At 51.1% G+C, this 19,978-nt stretch carries 18 protein-coding genes and 1 tRNA gene; 6 read left to right on the top strand and 13 right to left on the bottom strand.

Features of this window, described 5'->3' with window-relative positions:
* Nucleotides 1-201 precede the first annotated feature (201 nt).
* The gene (locus OQ371_RS09505) at nt 202-624 is read left to right on the top strand and encodes a hypothetical protein (RefSeq protein ID WP_265993531.1); all 423 of its coding nucleotides are present in this window, start codon (nt 202-204) and stop codon (nt 622-624) included.
* A gap of 193 nt (nt 625-817) precedes the next feature.
* On the opposite strand, the gene OQ371_RS09500 is transcribed toward OQ371_RS09505, so the two are convergent.
* The 3 genes from OQ371_RS09500 to OQ371_RS09490 form a co-directional block, all read right to left on the bottom strand.
* Complete coding sequence (locus tag OQ371_RS09500; protein ID WP_265993530.1) at nt 818-1,654, bottom strand: phytoene/squalene synthase family protein; 837 nt, start codon at nt 1,652-1,654, stop codon at nt 818-820.
* 77 nt (nt 1,655-1,731) lie between these two features.
* Nucleotides 1,732-3,204, bottom strand: coding sequence for a bifunctional phytoene desaturase/3,4-desaturase (gene crtID / locus OQ371_RS09495; RefSeq protein ID WP_265993529.1), 1,473 nt, complete (start codon nt 3,202-3,204; stop codon nt 1,732-1,734).
* A gap of 288 nt (nt 3,205-3,492) precedes the next feature.
* Nucleotides 3,493-4,005: an RNA polymerase sigma factor gene (locus tag OQ371_RS09490; protein ID WP_265993528.1), complete on the bottom strand. Its 513-nt coding sequence runs from the start codon at nt 4,003-4,005 to the stop codon at nt 3,493-3,495.
* 453 nt (nt 4,006-4,458) lie between these two features.
* Between OQ371_RS09490 and OQ371_RS09485 the strand changes: the two genes are divergently transcribed.
* Complete coding sequence (locus tag OQ371_RS09485; RefSeq protein WP_265993527.1) at nt 4,459-6,735, top strand: TonB-dependent receptor; 2,277 nt, start codon at nt 4,459-4,461, stop codon at nt 6,733-6,735.
* Here the strand turns inward: OQ371_RS09485 and OQ371_RS09480 are convergent.
* Together OQ371_RS09480 and OQ371_RS09475 are read right to left on the bottom strand one after the other, a co-directional pair.
* Nucleotides 6,732-7,562, bottom strand: a complete 831-nt coding sequence (locus OQ371_RS09480; protein WP_265993526.1) for an SDR family oxidoreductase — start codon at nt 7,560-7,562, stop codon at nt 6,732-6,734. The two genes, OQ371_RS09485 and OQ371_RS09480, sit on opposite strands and share 4 nt — an antisense overlap.
* Nucleotides 7,559-8,986, bottom strand: a complete 1,428-nt coding sequence (locus OQ371_RS09475) for a serine hydrolase (RefSeq protein WP_265993525.1) — start codon at nt 8,984-8,986, stop codon at nt 7,559-7,561. The genes OQ371_RS09480 and OQ371_RS09475 overlap by 4 nt, the downstream gene beginning before the upstream one ends.
* Nucleotides 8,987-9,285: 299 nt before the next feature.
* Here OQ371_RS09475 and OQ371_RS09470 point away from each other — a divergent pair, with 299 nt between their 5' ends.
* A complete protein-coding gene (locus OQ371_RS09470; RefSeq protein ID WP_265993524.1) occupies nt 9,286-10,029 on the top strand; it encodes a hypothetical protein in 744 nt (247 codons plus the stop codon).
* An 83-nt stretch (nt 10,030-10,112) separates the two neighbouring features.
* Here the strand turns inward: OQ371_RS09470 and OQ371_RS09465 are convergent, their stop codons facing one another.
* Nucleotides 10,113-11,690 carry an OmpA family protein gene (locus tag OQ371_RS09465; protein WP_374761441.1) on the bottom strand — a complete coding sequence of 526 codons (1,578 nt, stop codon included), beginning with the start codon at nt 11,688-11,690 and terminating at the stop codon, nt 10,113-10,115.
* Nucleotides 11,691-11,933: 243 nt separating this feature from the next.
* Here OQ371_RS09465 and OQ371_RS09460 point away from each other — a divergent pair, with 243 nt between their 5' ends.
* Nucleotides 11,934-12,110: a hypothetical protein gene (locus OQ371_RS09460; protein WP_265993523.1), complete on the top strand. Its 177-nt coding sequence runs from the start codon at nt 11,934-11,936 to the stop codon at nt 12,108-12,110.
* Here the strand turns inward: OQ371_RS09460 and OQ371_RS09455 are convergent.
* The 7 genes from OQ371_RS09455 to OQ371_RS09425 form a co-directional block, all read right to left on the bottom strand.
* Nucleotides 12,107-12,661 carry an LOG family protein gene (locus OQ371_RS09455; RefSeq protein ID WP_265993522.1) on the bottom strand — a complete coding sequence of 185 codons (555 nt, stop codon included), beginning with the start codon at nt 12,659-12,661 and terminating at the stop codon, nt 12,107-12,109. The genes OQ371_RS09460 and OQ371_RS09455 overlap by 4 nt on opposite strands.
* Before the next feature lie 39 nt (nt 12,662-12,700).
* A complete protein-coding gene (locus OQ371_RS09450) occupies nt 12,701-13,477 on the bottom strand; it encodes a hypothetical protein (protein ID WP_265993521.1) in 777 nt (258 codons plus the stop codon).
* A gap of 123 nt (nt 13,478-13,600) precedes the next feature.
* Entirely contained in the window at nt 13,601-13,942 is a 342-nt protein-coding gene (locus tag OQ371_RS09445) for a phage holin family protein (protein WP_265993520.1), read from the bottom strand.
* A 97-nt stretch (nt 13,943-14,039) separates the two neighbouring features.
* A complete protein-coding gene (gene hisIE, locus OQ371_RS09440) occupies nt 14,040-14,639 on the bottom strand; it encodes a bifunctional phosphoribosyl-AMP cyclohydrolase/phosphoribosyl-ATP diphosphatase HisIE (protein ID WP_265993519.1) in 600 nt (199 codons plus the stop codon).
* A gap of 148 nt (nt 14,640-14,787) precedes the next feature.
* Nucleotides 14,788-15,540, bottom strand: a complete 753-nt coding sequence (locus tag OQ371_RS09435; RefSeq protein WP_265993518.1) for a succinate dehydrogenase/fumarate reductase iron-sulfur subunit — start codon at nt 15,538-15,540, stop codon at nt 14,788-14,790.
* Nucleotides 15,541-15,600: 60 nt separating this feature from the next.
* Nucleotides 15,601-17,538, bottom strand: a complete 1,938-nt coding sequence (locus tag OQ371_RS09430) for a fumarate reductase/succinate dehydrogenase flavoprotein subunit (RefSeq protein WP_265994291.1) — start codon at nt 17,536-17,538, stop codon at nt 15,601-15,603.
* Between the two features lie 75 nt (nt 17,539-17,613).
* On the bottom strand, nt 17,614-18,348 hold the full coding sequence (locus tag OQ371_RS09425; protein WP_265993517.1) for a succinate dehydrogenase cytochrome b subunit: 735 nt from the start codon (nt 18,346-18,348) through the stop codon (nt 17,614-17,616).
* Between the two features lie 422 nt (nt 18,349-18,770).
* Between OQ371_RS09425 and fabD the strand changes: the two genes are divergently transcribed.
* Nucleotides 18,771-19,685: an ACP S-malonyltransferase gene (gene fabD, locus OQ371_RS09420; RefSeq protein WP_265993516.1), complete on the top strand. Its 915-nt coding sequence runs from the start codon at nt 18,771-18,773 to the stop codon at nt 19,683-19,685.
* A gap of 132 nt (nt 19,686-19,817) precedes the next feature.
* Nucleotides 19,818-19,888: transfer RNA gene (locus OQ371_RS09415), tRNA-Gln, on the top strand.
* Nucleotides 19,889-19,978: the final 90 nt, after the last annotated feature.

Below are 19,978 nucleotides of genomic sequence, written 5' to 3'. Positions count from 1 at the left end.
CCTTGTAAAAAAGCGGTTTTTATTGAAAGATTCTAACACAAACCGTCACTAAAAAAACAAATTTTGGGAAGGCTAGTAAACGGTAATACTTTGTACGAAAACAAGTTATAAATTTAATTGTCGCTATAAACGGTAACTAAAAACCCCGAAATAGCAATTATTAAATTGTACTCTGTCTAGTTATCAAAATTTAATACAACCATGAAAAGGAAAATTTACACGCACGGGAAATGGAAACCAGGCTGGCTGGCGATGGTGCTGGGCGGGTTGTTGCTGGCGGGTCCGGCGGATGCTCAAACGCCGGAAGAAGACCTGAAAAATACGAAGGATACACCCGGTCTTCAATTATCGTTTCACGAAATCAGCAATCTTAAATTCCGACTGGAAGTAACTGAGCCCCTGATGCTTCTACACGGGAACATTGATGTTTTTATCATCAGCAACGATCAGCAAATTCTGTACGCCAACAAATATTCGCATCACGAATTGCGCGTTACTACGTTTGACCTTTCCACTTTACAGGATGGCACCTACAGCTTTGTGGTGCGCTCGGGCACAACCCGGGTGTCGCAGCAGTTTGATATTAGAACCAAATTCAAAAGGGTGATTCTGGACCGCAATTGAGGAAAAGAAAAGCAGAAACGGTCGGATGCTGATCATCTGGCCGTTTTTTTGGACTTTGTGGAGCTACCTGTATTTAAACAACGTTTGTAAAAACAGCCGTTTTTGAAGCTGATCAGGACTTATACCTGCTGGTTCTTGCTAGCGTTTACGATTCTAATCTGCAGATGACCATTGTCACCGCCGATTGACCCGCTTAAATGCTGCTCCAGCGAAACCGTACGTACGTCTGGGCCAACAGGGCAATCTTTTTCACGTCCGGCACGCGCACCCGCTCTTCCTGAATCCGGGAAGCCGGTACCTGTTTGATTTTGTTGAACAGCGTCCGGTAATACGTGTAAGCCAGATGCACGCCCATCCGGGCCCCGCGCGGCAGGTTCATGATGCCAACGTACGCGTCGTCGAAATCCCGCTGAATGTCTTCTTCAATTAACCGTTTGGCGTCCCGGCTGAAGTCGCTGAAATCAACTCCCGGGAAATAAACGCGGCCCCGGTCCACAAAATCGCTTTTCAGATCGCGCAGGAAATTTACCTTCTGGAAAGCCGCTCCCAGTTTGCAGGCCGGTTCTTTCAGCCGGTCGAACATGGCCGCGTCACCTTCGCAGAACACCCGCAGACACATCAGCCCCACGACTTCCGCCGAGCCGTAAATATACTCCTGGTAACGGTTTTCGCTGTATTCGTTATAATACAGATCCATTTCCATGCTTTTCAGAAACGAATCGATCAGCTTCTGCTCAATGTTGTATTCCTTAACGACCCGCTGGAACGCGTGCAGAATTGGGTTTAAGCTGATTCCCTCCCTGAGAGCCTCGTACGTATCGGCCTTGAACTTCTCCAGCAAATATTTCTGGTCGTAATCGTAAAATGTGTCCACAATTTCGTCGGCATAGCGAACAAAACCATAGATGGCATAGATGGGGTAATGGAATTTTCGGTCTAACGTTTTAATACCCAGCGTAAACGAGGTGCTGTAGTATTCTGTGACCAGTTTGCTGCATTCTACCGAGGTGCGATTGAATAGTTCGATCATTGGGTTAGTGGCTGAGCTGCTCCTTCCCAACGAGGTCGGATACAGCAATTAGTAATTCCATTTATACAACACGTCTCTTATCCAAATTCTTTTTTCACTTCATCGGCCACCACCAATCCGGAAATCAGCGAGGGCGGTACACCCGGACCCGGAACGGTCAATTGGCCCGTGTAAAACAAGTTGTTTACCCGTTTGTTCTTTAATCCCGGCTTTAAGATTGCGGTTTGCCGTAGCGTGTTGGCCAGCCCGTAGGCATTGCCCCGAAAGGCGTGGTAATCCGCAACAAAATTGCTATGGGCGTAACTTCGTTTGAAAATCACGTGATTACGGATACTTTCGCCTACGTAAGCTTCCAGCCGGTCCATCACGATGTTGTAATAATGTTCCCGTGTTTCTTCCGGATCATTCAGATCCGGCGCTACTGGAATTAGAATGAACAGATTCTCCATACCGCCCGGTGCCACAGTCGGGTCGGTTTTCGACGGGGCCGACACGTAAAATAGCGGCTTGGTGGGCCACTGCGGCTTTTCGTAAATCTCAAACGCGTGCCGTCCGAAATCCTCGTCAAAAAACAAATTATGGTGCTGCAAACGGGGCACCCGCTTTCGTATGCCCAGGTAAAATAACAGCGACGACGGTGCCATCACCCGGCTGTTCCAATAACGATCGTCGTAATTACGGTATTCAGGAGCCAATAATTTGCTGTCAACGTGCTGGTAATCGGCCCCGGCTACCACGATATCGGCTTCAAAAGTTCCCTGGTACGTTTCGACCTTGTTGGCTATACCATTTGTTACACCAATTTGTTTGACCGGATGGTTTAATACTATTTTCACCCCCTTCTCTTCCGCCAGTCTCACCATGCCTTTCACGATCTCGTGCATACCGCCCATTGGATACCAGGTGCCCAGCGAAATCTCGGCGTAGTTCATCAGACTGTACAACGCCGGGGTGTTCTGGGGCGTCGCACCCAGAAACAGAATCGGGAATTCCATCAGTTGCAACAGGCGCTCATTGCTGAAATATTTGCGGATGTGGGTCGCAAATGATTGAAACACATCCAGCCGCATCACATCCTGTAGCAGTTTCAAACTCATGAATTCGGTTACGCGTCGACTGGGCTTCCAGACAAACTGGTTGATGCCCACGTCGTATTTGTAAGCCGCCTGTTTCAGAAAATCGAGCAGTCGTCGACTGGCGCCGGGCTCCATCGTTTCAAAAACCGCCTGCAATTTGTCGAGACCCGCGGGTAGGCTTACAGCATCATCAGGGCCAAAAATGACGTTGTACGACGGGTCAAGCCGAACCAGCTTGTAATAATCCGACGGTTTCTTACCGAAACGGCCGAAATATGTTTCAAAAACGTCGGGCATCCAGTACCAGCTCGGTCCCATGTCGAAGGTGAAGCCGTTGTGTCGAAACACCCGCGCCCGTCCCCCAGCCTGATCGTTTTTTTCCAGAATCGTCACGTCGAATCCCTTATCGGCCAAGCTAGTAGCTGCCGACAAGCCCGCGAATCCGGCTCCAATAACAATGACTTTTTTTGACATATTAACCCCTAATCTCTTAGAGGATTTTAAGTGATGATTTCTACCCCTTCTGCAAGTCCGGAAGTGTTGACGAGTCCTTACACACAAAAAAGACGGATTGAAAAATCCGTCTCCTGTCCAAACCAAAAAAGTTAGACGGAAACCATCTAACTTTTCGGAACCTTCCTCTTTTTTAACCAAAAACTACTCAATCAAATATCTTTCAAGATGTTAGAAGGAGACAAGAGATAAAAGACTAGTATTAGACTTATATTTTCATCTCTTGTCTATCCTCTAGTATCTTTATTATTAACCCTGGTAAGCGTAGACTTTCAATTTGTCTTTCAGCTCTTTGCGGGCGATGTGGATTCTGTTTTTAACCGTCCCGATGGGGATGTCCAAGCGGGCTGCAATTTCGTGGTATTTGAAGCCCCGGAAGTGCATCATGAACGGAGTCCGGTAGGTATCTTCCAGGGCATTAACGGCCCGGTTGATATCATCCTGAGCGAAGGATGAGTACGCCAGGTTGTCGGTGCTGCTTTCCGTCGAGTTGATGTAGTGCAGGTTATCCGTTGTATCGATGAAAGTGTTTTTTCTCACCATCCGTTGGTAGTTGGTGATGAACGTATTTTTCATGATGGTATACAACCACGCTTTGAGGTTCGTACCATCCGTATATTTATCACGATTTGTGAAAGCCTTCAACAAAGTATCTTGTAATAAGTCATTTGCATCTTCAACATCTTTCGTCAAACGCAGCGCAAATGGCTTTAGCGACTTAGAAACTTTGCCAATGTTGTAGGTAAATTCAAGAGCTGTCATGATCTATAAGTCGTTAAGTCGTTATTGTTGAACCAAGTCTGCTTACCTATTAGACAACAATGCAACCAAAACCGCGACTTAATTAATTACTTCCGTCATAACTCGCCTTAAACTGCTCACTTACAGGAGTTTGCAATTTTATAAATGAGAAAGTGGAACACGTGTGCCAGATGATATCAAAGAGCAATTTGTGGTCTTTTTTCTACAATGTGTGGAACCACACGCCACACTTTGTTTAAGCTTTGGCCAAATTTAGTTAAACAAACATCGAAAACAAGCTTTTTGACGGCTTTATTGAGGCTTTTCAGGTTTATAATTCCCAGAATTAAACTGAAATAATCTGCAACCACGTTGCAAAATAATGTAACTTTGTTCACTCAGAAATTTTGTAACTGCTTGAAAGTGAAGCCTGATCATTTATTCTTTTCTTTATTCGTTCTTCTTTTACTGGTAGTGGGAATCTTGTTCCCCACTTCTGCCCAGAATCCCTGCGACTGTTTTATAAAAGGGGTGGTACTGGATAAGGATAACCGTCAACCCATCCCTGGTGCAGCCGTATTTATTAAAGAGCTGCAAAAAGGAACCCTGACTGACGCTAATGGGAATTACCGCATCGATCAACTGTGCCAAGGCCAATATACGGTGGTTAGCAGCATTTTAGGTTATAAAGAGGTTTCCCAATCCGTTAAGTTAGTTCACACCGCCGAACAAAATGTGCTGCTGACCGAAGACGATATTCATTTGCAGGATGTGAACGTAACGGCACAACGGACTACGGCGCTCAACAGCCAGGCGGTTTCGCAACTGGAAGGCAAGGCACTCGACCAAACCCGTGGCCAGTCGCTGGGCGACGCCCTGCGGAACGTGACGGGGGTAACCACGCTGCAAACCGGTTCATCAATTGCCAAACCCGTCATTCACGGTATGCACAGCAACCGCGTCCTGATCCTGAACAACGGTATCCGGCAGGAAGGCCAGCAGTGGGGTTCTGAACATGCGCCCGAAATCGATCCGTTCGTTGCTAGCCGCATTACCGTCATCAAGGGGGCCGCGGGCGTTCGTTTCGGCTCTGATGCCATCGGCGGGGTTATTCTGGTGGAACCGGCTCCGCTTCCCACGGCCAAAGCCGTTCACGGTGAACTGAATCTGGTGGGCTTCACCAATGGTCGGCAGGGTGTGGCATCGCTGCAAACGGAAGGCGGCTTCGGGAAAGGATTCGGCTGGCGGGTGCAGGGAACGCTCAAACGGGGCGGTAACATCCGTACTCCCCGGTATTTTCTGGACAATACCGGTATTGCGGAGCAGAATTTTTCGGCTTCGCTAGGTTACCGGTCGTCACGGATTCACTCGGAGCTCTACTACAGCCGTTTTGCGACCCGGCTGGGCATCTTTTCGGGCTCTCATATTGGCAGCCTGAGCGACCTACAGGCCGTGCTTGAACAGGGCGAACCGATGATCAAGTCCGGTTTCTCATACGCCATCAACCGGCCTTACCAACAAACTGCCCACGACTTACTGAAGTGGAAAACCGACTGGAAACCGGCATCGGGCGGCACCTGGAGCCTGACGCTGGCCCGGCAGTTTGACGACCGGATGGAATATGACCTGCACCGCCCCCGGAACGATTCGCTGGCGGCTCTGAACCGCCCGGAACTCCGCTTCCGGCTCACCACCTATACCGGCGACCTGATCTTCGAACACAAGCCCGTTGCCAACCGGTTAACCGGCAGCGTGGGCGTCAGTGGTTTTTACCAGTTTAATATCATGAACGGCCGCCCGTTGATCCCCAATTTCCGGACGTACAACGGCGGCATTTTCTGGATTGAAAAACTCAGACTCAACCGCTGGGAATACGAAGCCGGGCTGCGCTACGATTACCGGCATATGCAGGTCTTCCGGTATGAAAACCGGGTGCTGGAAAAACCGTTGTTTGTGTTTCAGAACTTTTCGGGAACCGTCGGCACCATGTATTCAATGAGCGACCAGTGGACAACGCGCTTCAACGCCGGAACCTCCTGGCGCGCCCCCAACGTGAGCGAGCTGTTCAGCGACGGAGTTCACCACGGTGCCGCGGCTTACGAACTCGGCGACCGGACGCTGCAACCCGAAATGGCCTTCAATCTGAGCCTGAACACCGAATATACGGGCAAGAGGGTACAGGCAGAGCTTGGCTTGTTTTACAACACCATTCGGGATTACATCTACCTGAAGCCTCAGGCTGAACCGGTTCTGACCATCCGGGGGGCCTTTCCGGCTTTTAAATACACGCAAACCGACGCGCTTTACGCGGGGCTGGATGCCAGCCTGACGGCGCTTCTGTTGCCTAAACTCAGCGGAACTTCCAAACTGTCGCTGCTGCACGTGCAGGACCAAATTCTTAACCAACCCATTGTGATGACTCCGCCCAACCGCTGGGAAAACAGCCTGCGCTACGACCTGGGCGAGTGGGCCGGTTTACAGGATGTGTTTGTGGGTGCGGGTAATCTGTGGGTGGCCCGGCAAAACCGGGTTCCGGCCAACAGCGACTTTGTTCCGCCCCCACCCGCTTATTCGCTCTGGAACCTAACCGCGGGCTTTGCCATTCCGGTTTCGGAAAAACGCCAGATTGACGTGGGGCTCACCGTTACGAATCTGTTCAATACGGTATACCGCGATTACCTGAACCGCTTCCGGTACTACGCCGACGACCCGGGCCGCAATGCCTCCGTACGGCTGAAGTGGACGTTCTAGGGAGTGTAGTAAAATTCCAGAGGATCGGCGTATTGAAACGTGTAGTCGATGGTTCTGATCAGTTTCTCCGGGCTGACAATTTTGAAAGGGGCAGGTTCCGACGGCTCCGTAAACGTCGGAGTTTCGTACCCAAAGTCAGCGCAATTCTTCCGGTACACGGCTTGGCGGGTCGGATGTCCGGGGGCCACCACGTTGAAGGTCTGGCCCGGCTGCGGATTGCTCAGCAAAGCCGTGATGATTCCAACGCCGTCGTCGCGGTGAATGTAATTGACCGGAATGGAACCGGTGGTTAACCCCTGCTTCCCGGCCACGTAGCGCCCGGGAATCCGATTATAGCCCAGCAAACCGCCAAAACGCAAGATGGTTGAATTGCCCAGCCCCAGCACGGTTTGCTCCGCTTCAACAAACGCCGGCGAGATCGACTGATCCGGCGTCACAACGTCGTCCTCGACCACTTCCCGGTTTAAATCGGGGTAAATGGACGTCGAGCTAACGTAAATCGTGTACGGCAGCTTCGCTCCGGTTTGCCGCAGCGCGTAAGCCACGGCCCGAATCTGTTGGGGATGAAAGTCGTCACCTTGTTGTCCAGCTTTGGGGGGAACGTTGATGATCAGGGCGTCGGTCGTCAGAAAATCCGTCCAATCGTCACCCTCCAGCCCTGGGGTCAGGTGAAGTTCGTAGGGTTTTAGTCCCCGTTTCCAGAAAATGGGAAGCTTTTCTTTGGAGGTCGTGCTTCCTTTAACCCCGTAGCCGCTGTCCAGCAGCCGCTCAGCCAGCGGAAAACCCAGCCAGCCGCATCCTAAAATACTGACGGTTTCTATCTTCATTTGGTGTATGCTTCAGCGAGTTTATGCGATCCGGCAATCAAATCTTCAATGGAATTCTGGCTATTGGTCAGCAGAACAACCGCCGTCTGCCGCGATGGATTAAAGGCAACGTACGTGACAAAACCGCCCGTGCCGCCCTGGTGCCAGAGCCACGGCCGTACCTCCTCCGAGCGTCGGTGCCAGCCTAAGCCAATGGCGGTGTTGCCGTTTGTAAAGGTGGTTTGCTGGGTGGTTTTCATGGCTTCAACCAGTTTTTTGGGTCCCTTCCCCAACTCGGCTTTCAGGTACGGAACCAGGTCGTTGACCGAAGACCGCAGCGCGCCCGCACCCGCCAACGCCTGAAACTCCCAGGACGAAGCCGGATTACCTTTAGCGTCATTCCCCTGCGCAAAGCGTTTTTTGTCCTGCTCATTCAGGACCAGTACGGTATGCGTCATTCCCAGCGGTTTCGCAATGCGCTCTTTTATAAGTTCTTCGTACGTTTTTTTGTTTACCGTTTCCAGAATAGTACCCAGCAGCCCCACCGCCAGATTGGAGTATTCGTATTCCTTCCCCGGCTGGCGCGCCAACGTGGCTTTTTTGAGGTAGGCATACAGCAACGGGCGGTCGTAGTGTTTGTACGGGTTGTTCATATCGGTGGCCGCCGTGAAGAGGTTAGTCGGTAGTCGGGGCAATCCGGAGGTGTGATTGGCCAGCGTCTTCAGCGTGACGGGAATGCCGTCTTTTTGTAAAGCAGGTATGGAATCGGGCAAATACTTGTTAACCGGATCCTCCAGTTTGACCAGCCCGCGCTGAATGGCATCGGCCAGCAGCGTTGCCGTGAACGTCTTACTGATCGAACCAATTTCAAACAAAGTGTTGGCATCTGGTAGGCGTCCGTTGCCCCGGGCGGTTTCGCCGTAGCCATACGTAAACAGGCTGTCGTTGCGGAGGATTCCAATGCTGAGCCCGACGGTATTCGCCTTTTTGATGTACGCCTGTGCTACCGCGTCGACCTGCTTGTCGAATGCCGTTTTGAGCGGATTGCTGGTTGGAACAGCCTCGGTTTTGTTGGGCACATCGGCCTCGTAGGGCCTAAACAGGAATGTATGGACTTTACCGGCTTTATCGCGGCTGATGAAAAAGTCAATCAAGCCTTTTTCGAATGTTGCCTTGTAACGGGCCACTCCGTCTTTGATACTTCGGTGCTCGGCCGACTGCCAGGTTCCCAGCTGTGCTTTCAAGCCCTGTGAAATCTGGGAAAACTGAGCTGCCGAGAGCTGGGCGTGAAAGGCATCGCCCATCAGGGCGTAGAGCGAGTCGTTTTGCTGACGATTAAAATACTGCCTGGAAGTTTCTGTTAACGAATCAAGCGGGACGGTCTCCGGAGTTTGAGCCACTGTCGAAAACGCAATCAGCAGCAGCAGGAAGGTCAAGTAGTTCATAGAGGTGGAATTGGGGTTCTCAAAAATAGCTTTTCTCCCTTATTAATACTACCCCTGCCAGCCCATCTGGCTGTTTATCACTCAGACCTTGGCAAAGTTCCATTTGCACGTGGAACACCTCTGAATCTCACACCAAACTTTTATCAAAATTTAATCTCAGCAACAGAATATAAAACCACAAAACTGGCCCACTATTTGTGTTTTATATCAAAAATCGTAAATTCACAGACAGATATGACTCGACCATATTCAATTAGCGTCTTAGCATATTCACAAAAAACCGTAACTACCTGTAAATCATGAAAGAGGAAGTGGAGCCGATCCCGAACATTTACAATTATTGCGATTCTTGGTGTGAACGCTGTCCTTTTACCAAACGGTGCCAGAACTTTGCCATGCAGCATCCGGAGGGTTTAAAGCAATCGAGTATGGATGCGGAAACGCTGGTAAGCCGGTTGATGGAAACGCTGGAATTAACGAAAAACTACGTTGAAAAAGCCCGCCAGCAACGTTTGTTACCGGAGCACCGGGCCATCGAAGAAGAAACAAAAGCCGTTGCCCCCGCCGAAGATTCCGCCCGGAATCCGCTGACGACGTTGTGCGATGACTACCTCCGTCAAACGGCGGCCTGGCTGAAGCAGGAAAAAGACCTTCTGGAGCAGGCCGGTCACCAACAAGCCTTCGAAACGAATCTGGGCGTGCGTACGGAAGAGGAAGCCATTTCGCTGCTCAATAACCTGAAAAATGCCTGGGAAATCATTAAATGGTACCGTACGCTGATCCCGGTTAAAGTGGTATCGGCATTGCAGATCAACAACGGCCTGAACCGCACTCCGACCCTGGAAGCCTATTTCAACGGAAAAGCCAAACTGGTTCTGGTGAGCGTCGATCAGTCGCTGCTGGCCTGGCACACGCTGCTGGAGAATTACCCCGAAAAGACCGATGATGTGCTCGATATGCTGGTACTGCTCGATCGCATCCGGCGGCACATGGAAGAAACGTTTCCGGAAGCCCGAAATTTTCAGCGGCCGGGACTGGATTGATCCTCATAGCTTCATCATAAACAGAATTGCCCGGCAAACCGGGCAATTCTGTTTTCAGTAGTAGCGATTACAGAAGACTTAAGCTATTTCTTCTTGATAACAAACTCCACGCGCCGGTTTGTCTGCCGCCCTTCATCGGTGTCGTTGGTTGCCACGGGCCGGGCCTCACCGTACCCTTTGCTGCCCACCCGGTCGGGCTCGATGCCCTTGCCGATAAAATACTCACGAACGGCATCGGCGCGGTCCTGCGACAATTTCAGGTTGATTTCGTTTGATCCGGTATTATCCGTATGCCCGCCCACTTCAACGGTCATTTTGGGATTTTCGTTGAACGTGTTCACCATCCGATCCAGCTCGGGGAACGATTCATCGCGCAGCGTGGCTTTACCCACATCGAAGAAAATGTTGTTCAGCCGCACAGCCCGTCCGACTTCAATCGGAATCAGATTCAGCTCTTTGCCTTTGATTTCCTGAAAACCTTTGGTTTCGGTAAGGTCGATATTGCCTCCTTCCGCAATGAAATTGGGCGCAACGGCCCGCATGCTGTACTTCTTACCGTAGGGCAAAACGATTTTGTATTCACCGGTTACCGGGTCCGACGTGGCCTCACCGGCTTCGGAACCGTCGGGTAGGGTTTGATACACCACCCGGGCTTCAATGGGTTTGCCGGTTTTCTGATCGATAACTTTACCGCTCACTAGCACCACCGGATCGGGGCGCACTTCCTCGGGAACAGTTTTATCATCCGGGTTTGATTCGTCGCGGAGTTTGACTCGCACAATATCTCCCTTGCCGAGCGTATTCTTGAAGCTTGTCATGTAGGCATATTCACCCGAAGCTGCCACCGAGTAATAGGCGTCATAGCCGTCGGTGTTGATGGCGGGGCCCAAGTTGACCGGCTTCGACCAGTGCTTCCAGGTTTTATCAACCCGTTTGCAAACGTAAATATCGTTGCTGCCGGAGCCGCCGGGCCGATCACTCGAAAAGTACAGGGTCGCGCCGTCAGCCGCCAGAAAAGGCGTTGTTTCGGTAGCATCGGTATTTACTTCCGGCCCCAGGCTCAGCGGTTTGCTCCAGGAACCGTCTTTCTGCCGAAAGCTGACGTAAATATCATCTTCCTTGCTGTTCTTTTTTTCACTGAACGCCATGACGAGCACTTTTCCGTCGGCCGACAGGTAACCGCAGTCGTACTGCCCTTTGCTTAGACGCTCGTAATTGGGAATGTTCAGTTTCTGCGGGGCTGACCACCCTCCGGCGGTTCGTTTACTGGTCGAAAAGCCGCGCGTTTCGTAGTTACCGTTGGTATAGGCACCCTTGATGAGCATCGTGTTGCCATCGGGCGTAATGCTGTAGGCGCAGTTGTACTCGTCTTTATTGAGGGGAGCGCCCATCCGGCGGGCCGGGCTCCATCGATCTCCCTGGAGTAATTCGGAATACCAGATGTCCTGGCTGCCTTTGTTCCCGTGCGTATTCTGCGGGTGGCTAATACGGGCAAAATATAAAGTCCGTCCGTCGGGCGAGATAACGGGATTGACTTCGTTGTATTCCGAGTTAATCTGGTTTCCCAGGTTTTCGACTTTGGACGGAGCGTTCTGCTGAGCAAAGGCTAATGGCATAATCAGCCCCAAAAATCCGGTCAGCGTACAAATCCGAAGGTTCATTGACAACGGCGTAGAGGTTAATAGAGTAAGAACGTAGAAGTACTACGGATTATTTACCAGAAATGCGTTCAATTCGGATGCCACACTCGCAAATCGGCCTATTTTTTGCTACAAAATATTTCTATAATTGGTCAGGCAAGCCCTTTATATACAAATAATTTCGCCAAATTTATATCCGTAATTTTTGCTACTACAATGGTCCCGTTCAGAAAAAGGAAGAAGAAGCCACTTTCGCTTCCTGCCGTGTCTTCCTACCGCGATTTGATTCATCGGGTCGTTAACGTTCTTCTGTGCCTGCTCGGGCTGGTGGTTGGGTTCGATTACCTGACCAAGGGCCTGATTCTAGGGTGGTTATTCCTGGCTGTTTTTCTGTTTTTTCTCTTCGTACAGTTTGCCAGCCCAACCGATTACGACATCTAAACTTCCTGCTCCCAATACGCTTCAATCTTCGCCAGCAGCTCTTCACTTGTCTCCCCGACTATAAGTAATTCCCGATTTTCAGCTTTCAGGAAACCATCATCCACCATTCGATCCAGTTGCTGAAGCAATAAATCATAAAAGCCGTTGACGTTAAGCAGTCCGATGGGGCCTTCGTAAAGCCGGAGCTGACTCCAGGTCAGGATTTCAAATAGCTCGTCAAATGTACCGTATCCACCGGGCAGGGCAATCACGGCTTTGGCCAGCTGCACCATTTTGAACTTCCGCTCGTGCATGGTTTCCACAAAGTGAAGTTCCGTCAGGGTGTTGTGAGCTACTTCCAGCGCGGCCAGGAAGTTCGGGATCACACCGGTTACTTCCCCGCCGTTCGACAGCACAGCATCGGCGATGGCGCCCATCAAGCCAATGTTGCCGCCCCCGTAAATGAGCCGGATCTCTTTCTCCGCAAATTTTTCGCCCAATTCCTGAGCAGCTTCTTTATAAACCGGGTTGAATCCGGGACTCGAACCGCAATAGACGACGATACTTTTCATACTGCTAAAATACGATGGCAAATCTGCATTTCAATTTATCTATTTGGCCAACGTGGCATTGATGGCTTTCCAATCAATTTTCTTCACAATTTCGCTCGCAACGTCGAAAGGCGCTTTTATGGTAACCACCAGGTTTTCGATCATCGTACCGCCTTTTTTGTACGAGTAGTGGTACAGCTTATCCCCTTTCGGATTCTTCTGAAGGTTGTTCTTCCAATTGCCCAGCAACACAACGGTTTCAGGCCGGGCGGCTACACCATTTTCACCGGGTTTCAGCGTAATCTGGAGAGCCAGCGGGGCACCGTTGACAGCAATGGTTTTGTACGAATCTACAAACCGGTTGCTGATGGGTTCTTCCAGCCGGTAATTGCCCGCGTTCATCTCCACATTTATATCGACAGTTGATTTCGACAGATCGCTGGCCCGGCTTGGATCGGCTTCGCGATAAACCGAATCCGTACTCATCACCAGCGAACGCTGCTGCTGGGTGGTGGTGTCGCCAATGGCCTTGGCGCTGTCGGCACGGGCTTTCTGCTGGTTGGCCGCCGAAGTCCGCTGGAACGTCAGGTCGTAGCGATCGCCACAGATTCGAAAAATCTTGCCGTACTCGTCGCTCAACTCCAGTTTGCCCAAGGAACTGCGCTCATCGAATACCTGCCAATCGCCCGCCGGAGGATTATTCCGGAATTGGTTTTGTAGTTCTTTCACCACCTTTTCGTAGGCGGCATTTTGCGCCGGAGTTGGCGGATTACATTGCCCGAAAGCGGTTGTAAGGCCATGTGATAAAGCAAATATTGGAACAAGAAGACGTTTCATCGTGAGAGCGGTTTTTGAGAAATAAACCCGTTGTTCTGTAAAAGGTTATTAAAATACGGTTTGTGACTCATGTAAAAAGCCAGACCACAGGGGCCTGGCTTTGCTCAATCCATCCGGTGTTGTTTAGTCAACAATGGAACCGATGATGCTGCTGACCACCGACACAATGACACTGAATAACAACGCCCCAAGAAAGTTGTCGACCCGGAAACCACCCACCAGTGAAGCCGCCAGATAGACCATCAGAACGTTGATGACCAGGTAAAACAAACCTAGGGTAAGAATGGTGATAGGGATCGTCAGGACAACTAAAATTGGCTTGAGGACGGCGTTCAATAAACCCAGTACAATGGCGACGATGACTGCTGTGCCAAAACCGTCGACATACACGCCGAATGATCTCAGGACATAGCTGGCGATCAGTACTGCCACGGCACTAATAAGAATGCGTATGATAAGGCCCATAATGCGTTTTGTGTTTAATGTTTGAGGATTAAAGTTGTATGAAAAAACAGGCAACTTCAATCTTCAAACCGGAAACCTCTGCGCATTGTTTGGCATCTTACTTTGCGTGTCGTTGCTGCAATACCGCAATGATGTCGTCCAGACCCATATTTCTCTGCTCGAGTAGGATCAGGTAGTGGTAGAGCAGGTCAGCTGCTTCGTTCTTGAACAGCTCGTCGTTGGAATCTTTGGCTTCGATAACCAGTTCAACAGCCTCCTCTCCTACCTTCTGAGCAATCTTATTAACGCCTTTTTTGAAAAGTGAAGCCGTGTAAGAGCCTTCGGTCGGATTTTGCCGGCGGTCGTGGATGACGCCCTGTAGATAATTGAGAAACAGCCCCTTGCCCTGATTTACTTCGTTGAAGCAAGTATCCGCCCCGGTATGACAGGTTGGTCCCGCCGGCTGCGCTTTGATCAGCAGGGTATCGCCGTCACAATCCACCAGAATTTCCTTCACGTGCAGAAAATTATTGGAGGTTTCTCCCTTGGTCCAAAGCCGTTGTTTACTGCGGCTGTAAAACGTAACCACACCTTCCTGCTGGGTTTTGTCGTAGGCTTCCTGATTCATGTAACCGAGCATCAGCACTTTGCCAGTTTCGGCGTCCTGAATGAGGGCGGGCACCAGGCCATCGGTATTTTTATTAAAATCAATCTTCATATTGCTGCCAAATGCAAACTGGTACGGTAGAACTCACCGCCAGCTAAGCAGGATTTTTTCGTAAAAGTACCAATATTTCTGAGGTTGAACGTCATAAAAAACGCCCGACCTGTCGGGCCGGGCGTTCGTTGATCAATTTGCAAAACACTTAGACGTTATTCGATGTCAATTTAGCCCCCAGATACTCGCGGTTCAGGCGGGCGATATGGTCGAGCGAAATTGATTTCGGACACTCTACCGAACAGGCTCCCGTAAACGAACAGGCTCCGAATCCTTCAGCGTCCATCTGAGCAACCATCCGTTCGGCCCGCAGTTTCTGCTCGGCTTTCCCTTGCGGTAATACCGCCAGGTGCGAAACTTTAGCGGCCGTGAACAACATCGCCGACGCGTTTTTACAAGCGGCCACGCAGGCCCCGCAGGCAATACACTGGGCTGCGTCCATGGCTTCTTCGGCCACCTCCCGCGGAATCAGCATTTCGTTGGCATCCGGTGCCGAACCGGTGTTGACCGACACATATCCACCGGCCTGTACGATGCGGTCCAGGGCGTCCCGATCCACCACCAGGTCTTTAATGACCGGAAAAGCCAAGGCCCGCCAGGGCTCTACAACAATGGTTTCGCCGTCGTTGAAGCTCCGCATGTGCAGCTGACAGGTGGTTGTACCCGTCTGCGGGCCGTGGGGGCGGCCGTTGATGTACATTGAGCACATCCCGCAGATCCCCTCCCGACAGTCGTGATCGAACGCAACGGGCTCATCGCCTTTGTGCGCCAGTTGTTCGTTCAACACGTCGAACATTTCCAGGAAAGACATATCCGGGGAGATATCCGACAGTTTATATTCCACCATTTGGCCCGGTGTTTGGCTATTTTTTTGTCTCCAGACTTTCAGTGTAACATTCATTTCGTTTGGCGTCTGAGTGGACAGCACAACGTATGACACCGCCCACTTTACCTTTAAACCTTATTTATAACTCCGTTGCGTCAGCTTAACGGTTTCGAAAACCAGATTTTCCTTGTGCAGTTTTTCTGGCTGATTATGCCCTCGGAATTCCCAGGCGGCCACGTACGTGTAATTTTCATCGTCACGTCTGGCTTCGCCGTCTTCGGTTGAATATTCCTCCCGGTAGTGTCCTCCGCAGGATTCGTTCCGGTTCAGGGCATCTTCAACCATCAGCGCGCCCAGTTCAATAAAGTCGGCCACGCGGGATGCCTGCTCCAGAGCCGGGTTCAGTTCCTGGTCGGTGCCCGTAATTCGAAGATTGCTCCAGAACTCCTCTTTTAAGTCCTGAATCAATTTCCGGGCCTTGATCAGCCCCTGTTCATTCCGGGCCATACCGCAGTATTCCCACATGATGTGTCCCAGTTGCCGGTGCAGTTCTTCAGCGGTTTTCTCCCCTTTGATCGACAGCATCCGGTTGATGGTATCATTAACACCTTTTTCGGCTTCTTTAAAGGCTGCGTGATCGACCGGCAGCCGGTCTGACGGACCAATGGTCGCCAGGTAATCGCCCAGGGTGTAAGGAATAACGAAATACCCGTCGGCCAATCCCTGCATCAGCGCCGAAGCACCCAACCGGTTAGCACCGTGGTCGGAGAAATTCGCTTCACCCAGGGCGTACAAGCCCGGAATGTTCGTCATCAGGTTGTAATCAACCCACAAACCGCCCATCGTGTAGTGAACAGCCGGGTAGATTTTCATCGGCGTTTCGTACGGATCATCATCTACGATTTTTTCGTACATCTCGAACAGGTTACCATATTTGGCTTCAATCACCTTGCGTCCGTCGCGTTTGATGGCGTCGGCAAAATCAAGGTAAACCGCCAGTCCTGTCGGTGCTACACCGCGGCCTTCGTCGCAAACCATCTTGGCGTTCCGGGAAGCCACGTCGCGCGGTACCAGGTTACCGAAGGATGGATACCGGCGCTCCAGGAAGTAATCGCGGTCTTCCTCCTTAATATCTTTCGCCTTGATTTCGCCCTTACGGACTTTCTCAGCCAGCTCTTTCGTTTTCGGCACCCACACCCGTCCGTCATTCCGCAGCGATTCCGACATCAGGGTCAGCTTCGACTGGTAGTTGCCTTTCACCGGGATACAGGTCGGGTGAATCTGGGTAAAACACGGATTTCCAAACAGGGCACCTTTCTTGTGCGCCCGCCAGATGGCCGTCGTATTCGAGCCCATCGCGTTGGTTGACAGGTAAAATACATTTCCGTATCCTCCCGTACAAAGCAGAACGGCGTGGGCAGAATGTGATTCGATCTTACCGGTAATCAGGTTGCGGGTGATGATGCCGCGGGCTTTTCCGCCCTCCACCACCAGGTCCAGCATTTCGGTCCGCGGGAACAGCTTCACTTTTCCGTTGGCCACCTGCCGACTCAGGGAGCTGTAGGCACCCAGCAGCAACTGCTGACCCGTCTGGCCCCGCGCGTAGAACGTCCGGGAAACCTGCGCCCCCCCGAAGGAGCGGTTGGCCAGTGCCCCGCCGTACTCACGGGCAAACGGTACGCCCTGCGCCACACACTGGTCGATGATGTTGACACTCACCTCGGCCAGCCGGTGTACGTTGGCTTCACGAGCCCGGTAGTCGCCCCCTTTGATGGTATCGTAAAACAGCCGAAAAATGCTGTCGCCGTCGTTTTGGTAATTTTTAGCTGCGTTGATACCGCCCTGGGCCGCAATACTGTGTGCCCGGCGGGGGCTATCCTGGAAGCAAAACGCCTTAACATTGTACCCCAACTCCGCCAGCGTAGCAGCCGCCGAAGCGCCCGCCAAACCCGTTCCAACAACGATAACTTCGTATTTCCGCTTGTTAGCCGGGTTAACCAGCTTCAGATTAAATTTATGTTTTGCCCACTTTTCTGCCAGCGGGCCTTCCGGACTCTTTGACTCTAGTTTGATTCCGGTTTCTTGTTCTTCTAGTACGTCGATCATAGACAGATGCGGTTCAATGCTCAGTGATAAACCCTGTTCTGATTAAAAAAGAATATGATGCACTTTCAGGTAGATGTATACCGGCATAGCCGCAAACAGCGCCGGAATAAGGATGCCAAACACATACGTCCCCACCTTTTCGATCAGCGGAGAGTATTTCTTGTGACGAAGCCCCAAGGTCTGGAAACCACTCTGGAAACCGTGCACCAGGTGGAAGGACAAAGCCGCCATAGAAGCTACGTACAGCAACACATACCACAGGTACGAGAAGGCAAAGGTCGTAACTGCGTACAGGTTCTTGATCGGTTCGCCGTCGTAGGTTACTTCCGGAATGGATCCCGCCTGAATTTCCTCCCCGGCCAGCGTGATGGGTCCAAAGTGCATCGTGTACCAGAACGTCCGCATGTGAATCACGATGAAGATCAGAATGATCGTTCCCAGGATTCCCATGTTCCGTGAAGTCCAGTGGCTATTGGCTTCCGGTCTGGCATACGCGTATTTGATGGGACGCGAAGCCTGATTTTGGCGGGTCAGGACCAGCGCCATCACAGCGTGAGCGATAATAGAAGCATACAGCAGGTAAGAAATCGTCTTTATGAGCGGGTTGTGAGTCATAAAGTAGCTGTACTCATTGAAGGACTGTCCTTCATCTCCTTTAAACAATTGCAGGTTTCCAACTAAGTGGACAACGAGAAACGTGCACAAAAACAACCCCGTCAGCGACATAACAACCTTGCGGCCAAGGGAGCTGGAAAGTGATGTTGTTACCCAAGACATATTCTAAAATCAGAAAATTTTGTTTAGTAAACCGGCTTGAAAATTAACCGATTCGTAGACGTCAAAACTACTGCACAAAGCAATTCGAACCAAAAAAACCCTATTTTTTTACGCTTATTTGGAATCAATAAAAGGTGAAGGTTTATCCCTATTAAGCAACATATTGCTGAATGATTTTGTTCTTTTTGCTACCCATTGAATGGTATTATTTCAAGTAAAAACCAATAGGTAATACCGGCTCTCTTTCCGGCGTTAAAAGCGTGTTTTTGGAATAATTGACGGTAGCCCCTTTCTTTGTCCTGAACTGACCCTGTTCTGAACAGGAATCAGGCGGACCCAAGGTTTAGCCGGAAGGCTGCACAAATTAGATTCCGGTGCCTTTTTTAGCCGCTTAATTCTGCTTCTGGACCTTATGTTTGATCATGAAAAAAGCCTATATCTTCCCCGGTCAGGGGGCGCAGTTTACCGGCATGGGCCTGGGACTGTATCAGCAATCTGAAAAAGCCAACTACCTCTTCGAGCAGGCCAACCATATCCTGGGTTTCGAAATCACGAAGGTAATGTTTGAAGGCACCGACGAGGAGCTGAAGCAAACGAACGTTACCCAACCGGCCATCTTTCTGCACTCCGTCATTCTGGCCCAAAGCGTTGAGGACTTTGCAGCTAACCGGTTCGATGCTGCCATGGTCGCCGGTCACTCACTCGGCGAGTTCTCGGCCCTGGTGGCGGCTGGTGCCTTGTCGTTCGAAGACGGTCTGCGGCTGGTGGCGCAGCGAGCCAGCGCCATGCAGAAAGCCTGCGAGCTGAATCCTTCAACGATGGCTGCCGTGCTGGGTCTGCCCGACGAAACCATCGAACAGATTTGCCTTCAGGTAGCCGCTGAATCCGGTTTCAAGGAAGTGGTTATTCCGGCCAACTACAATTGCCCGGGCCAGGTCGTGATTTCGGGGTCGCTCGAAGGAGTTCGGCTGGCGGGCGAAAAATTAAAAGAAGCCGGTGCGAAACGGGTGTTGCCTTTGCAGGTCGGTGGAGCGTTTCACTCCCCGCTGATGGAGCCCGCGCGGGCCGAACTGGCGCAGGCCATTTCCACAACACCGTTTAGCCAGCCGCGCTGCCCCATCTACCAGAACGTAAACGCCAAACCGTCGACGGACGTGGATACCATCAAAGCCAACCTGATTGCCCAACTCACCGCCCCCGTCCGCTGGACGCAATCGGTAGAAGCCATGGGTGCCGACGGCGCAACGGTATTCATCGAATGCGGACCGGGCAAGGTGCTGCAGGGGCTGGTCAAAAAAATTCTTCCTACGGCCGAAACGCAGGGCGTAAATAATTAGGAATGAAGAATTAAGCGTGAAGAGTTAGCTGACGCAGCGCTTTTAATTCTTCACGCTTGCTGATTAAATCTTAATTTTTTTTGAGCTTTCTTGCTTTTTTGTTCAGGAAACCGCTACCTTTGCACTCGCAATTGCCGGATCGTCTAAGGGTAGGACGACAGATTTTGGTTCTGTTTGTGAGGGTTCGAATCCTTCTCCGGCAACTGACAACACGTGTAGCCCGCTGGTTCATCATGAATCAGCGGGCTTGCTTTTTTGCGGCAATCCCGTTATTGAACCGGATTTCGCTAGCA

The sequence above is a fragment of the Larkinella insperata genome (assembly GCF_026248825.1).
In the GTDB taxonomy this organism is placed as follows: domain Bacteria; phylum Bacteroidota; class Bacteroidia; order Cytophagales; family Spirosomataceae; genus Larkinella; species Larkinella insperata.
The sequence above is the reverse complement of the archived record's forward strand: the minus strand, read 5'-3'. Positions and strand labels throughout refer to the sequence as shown.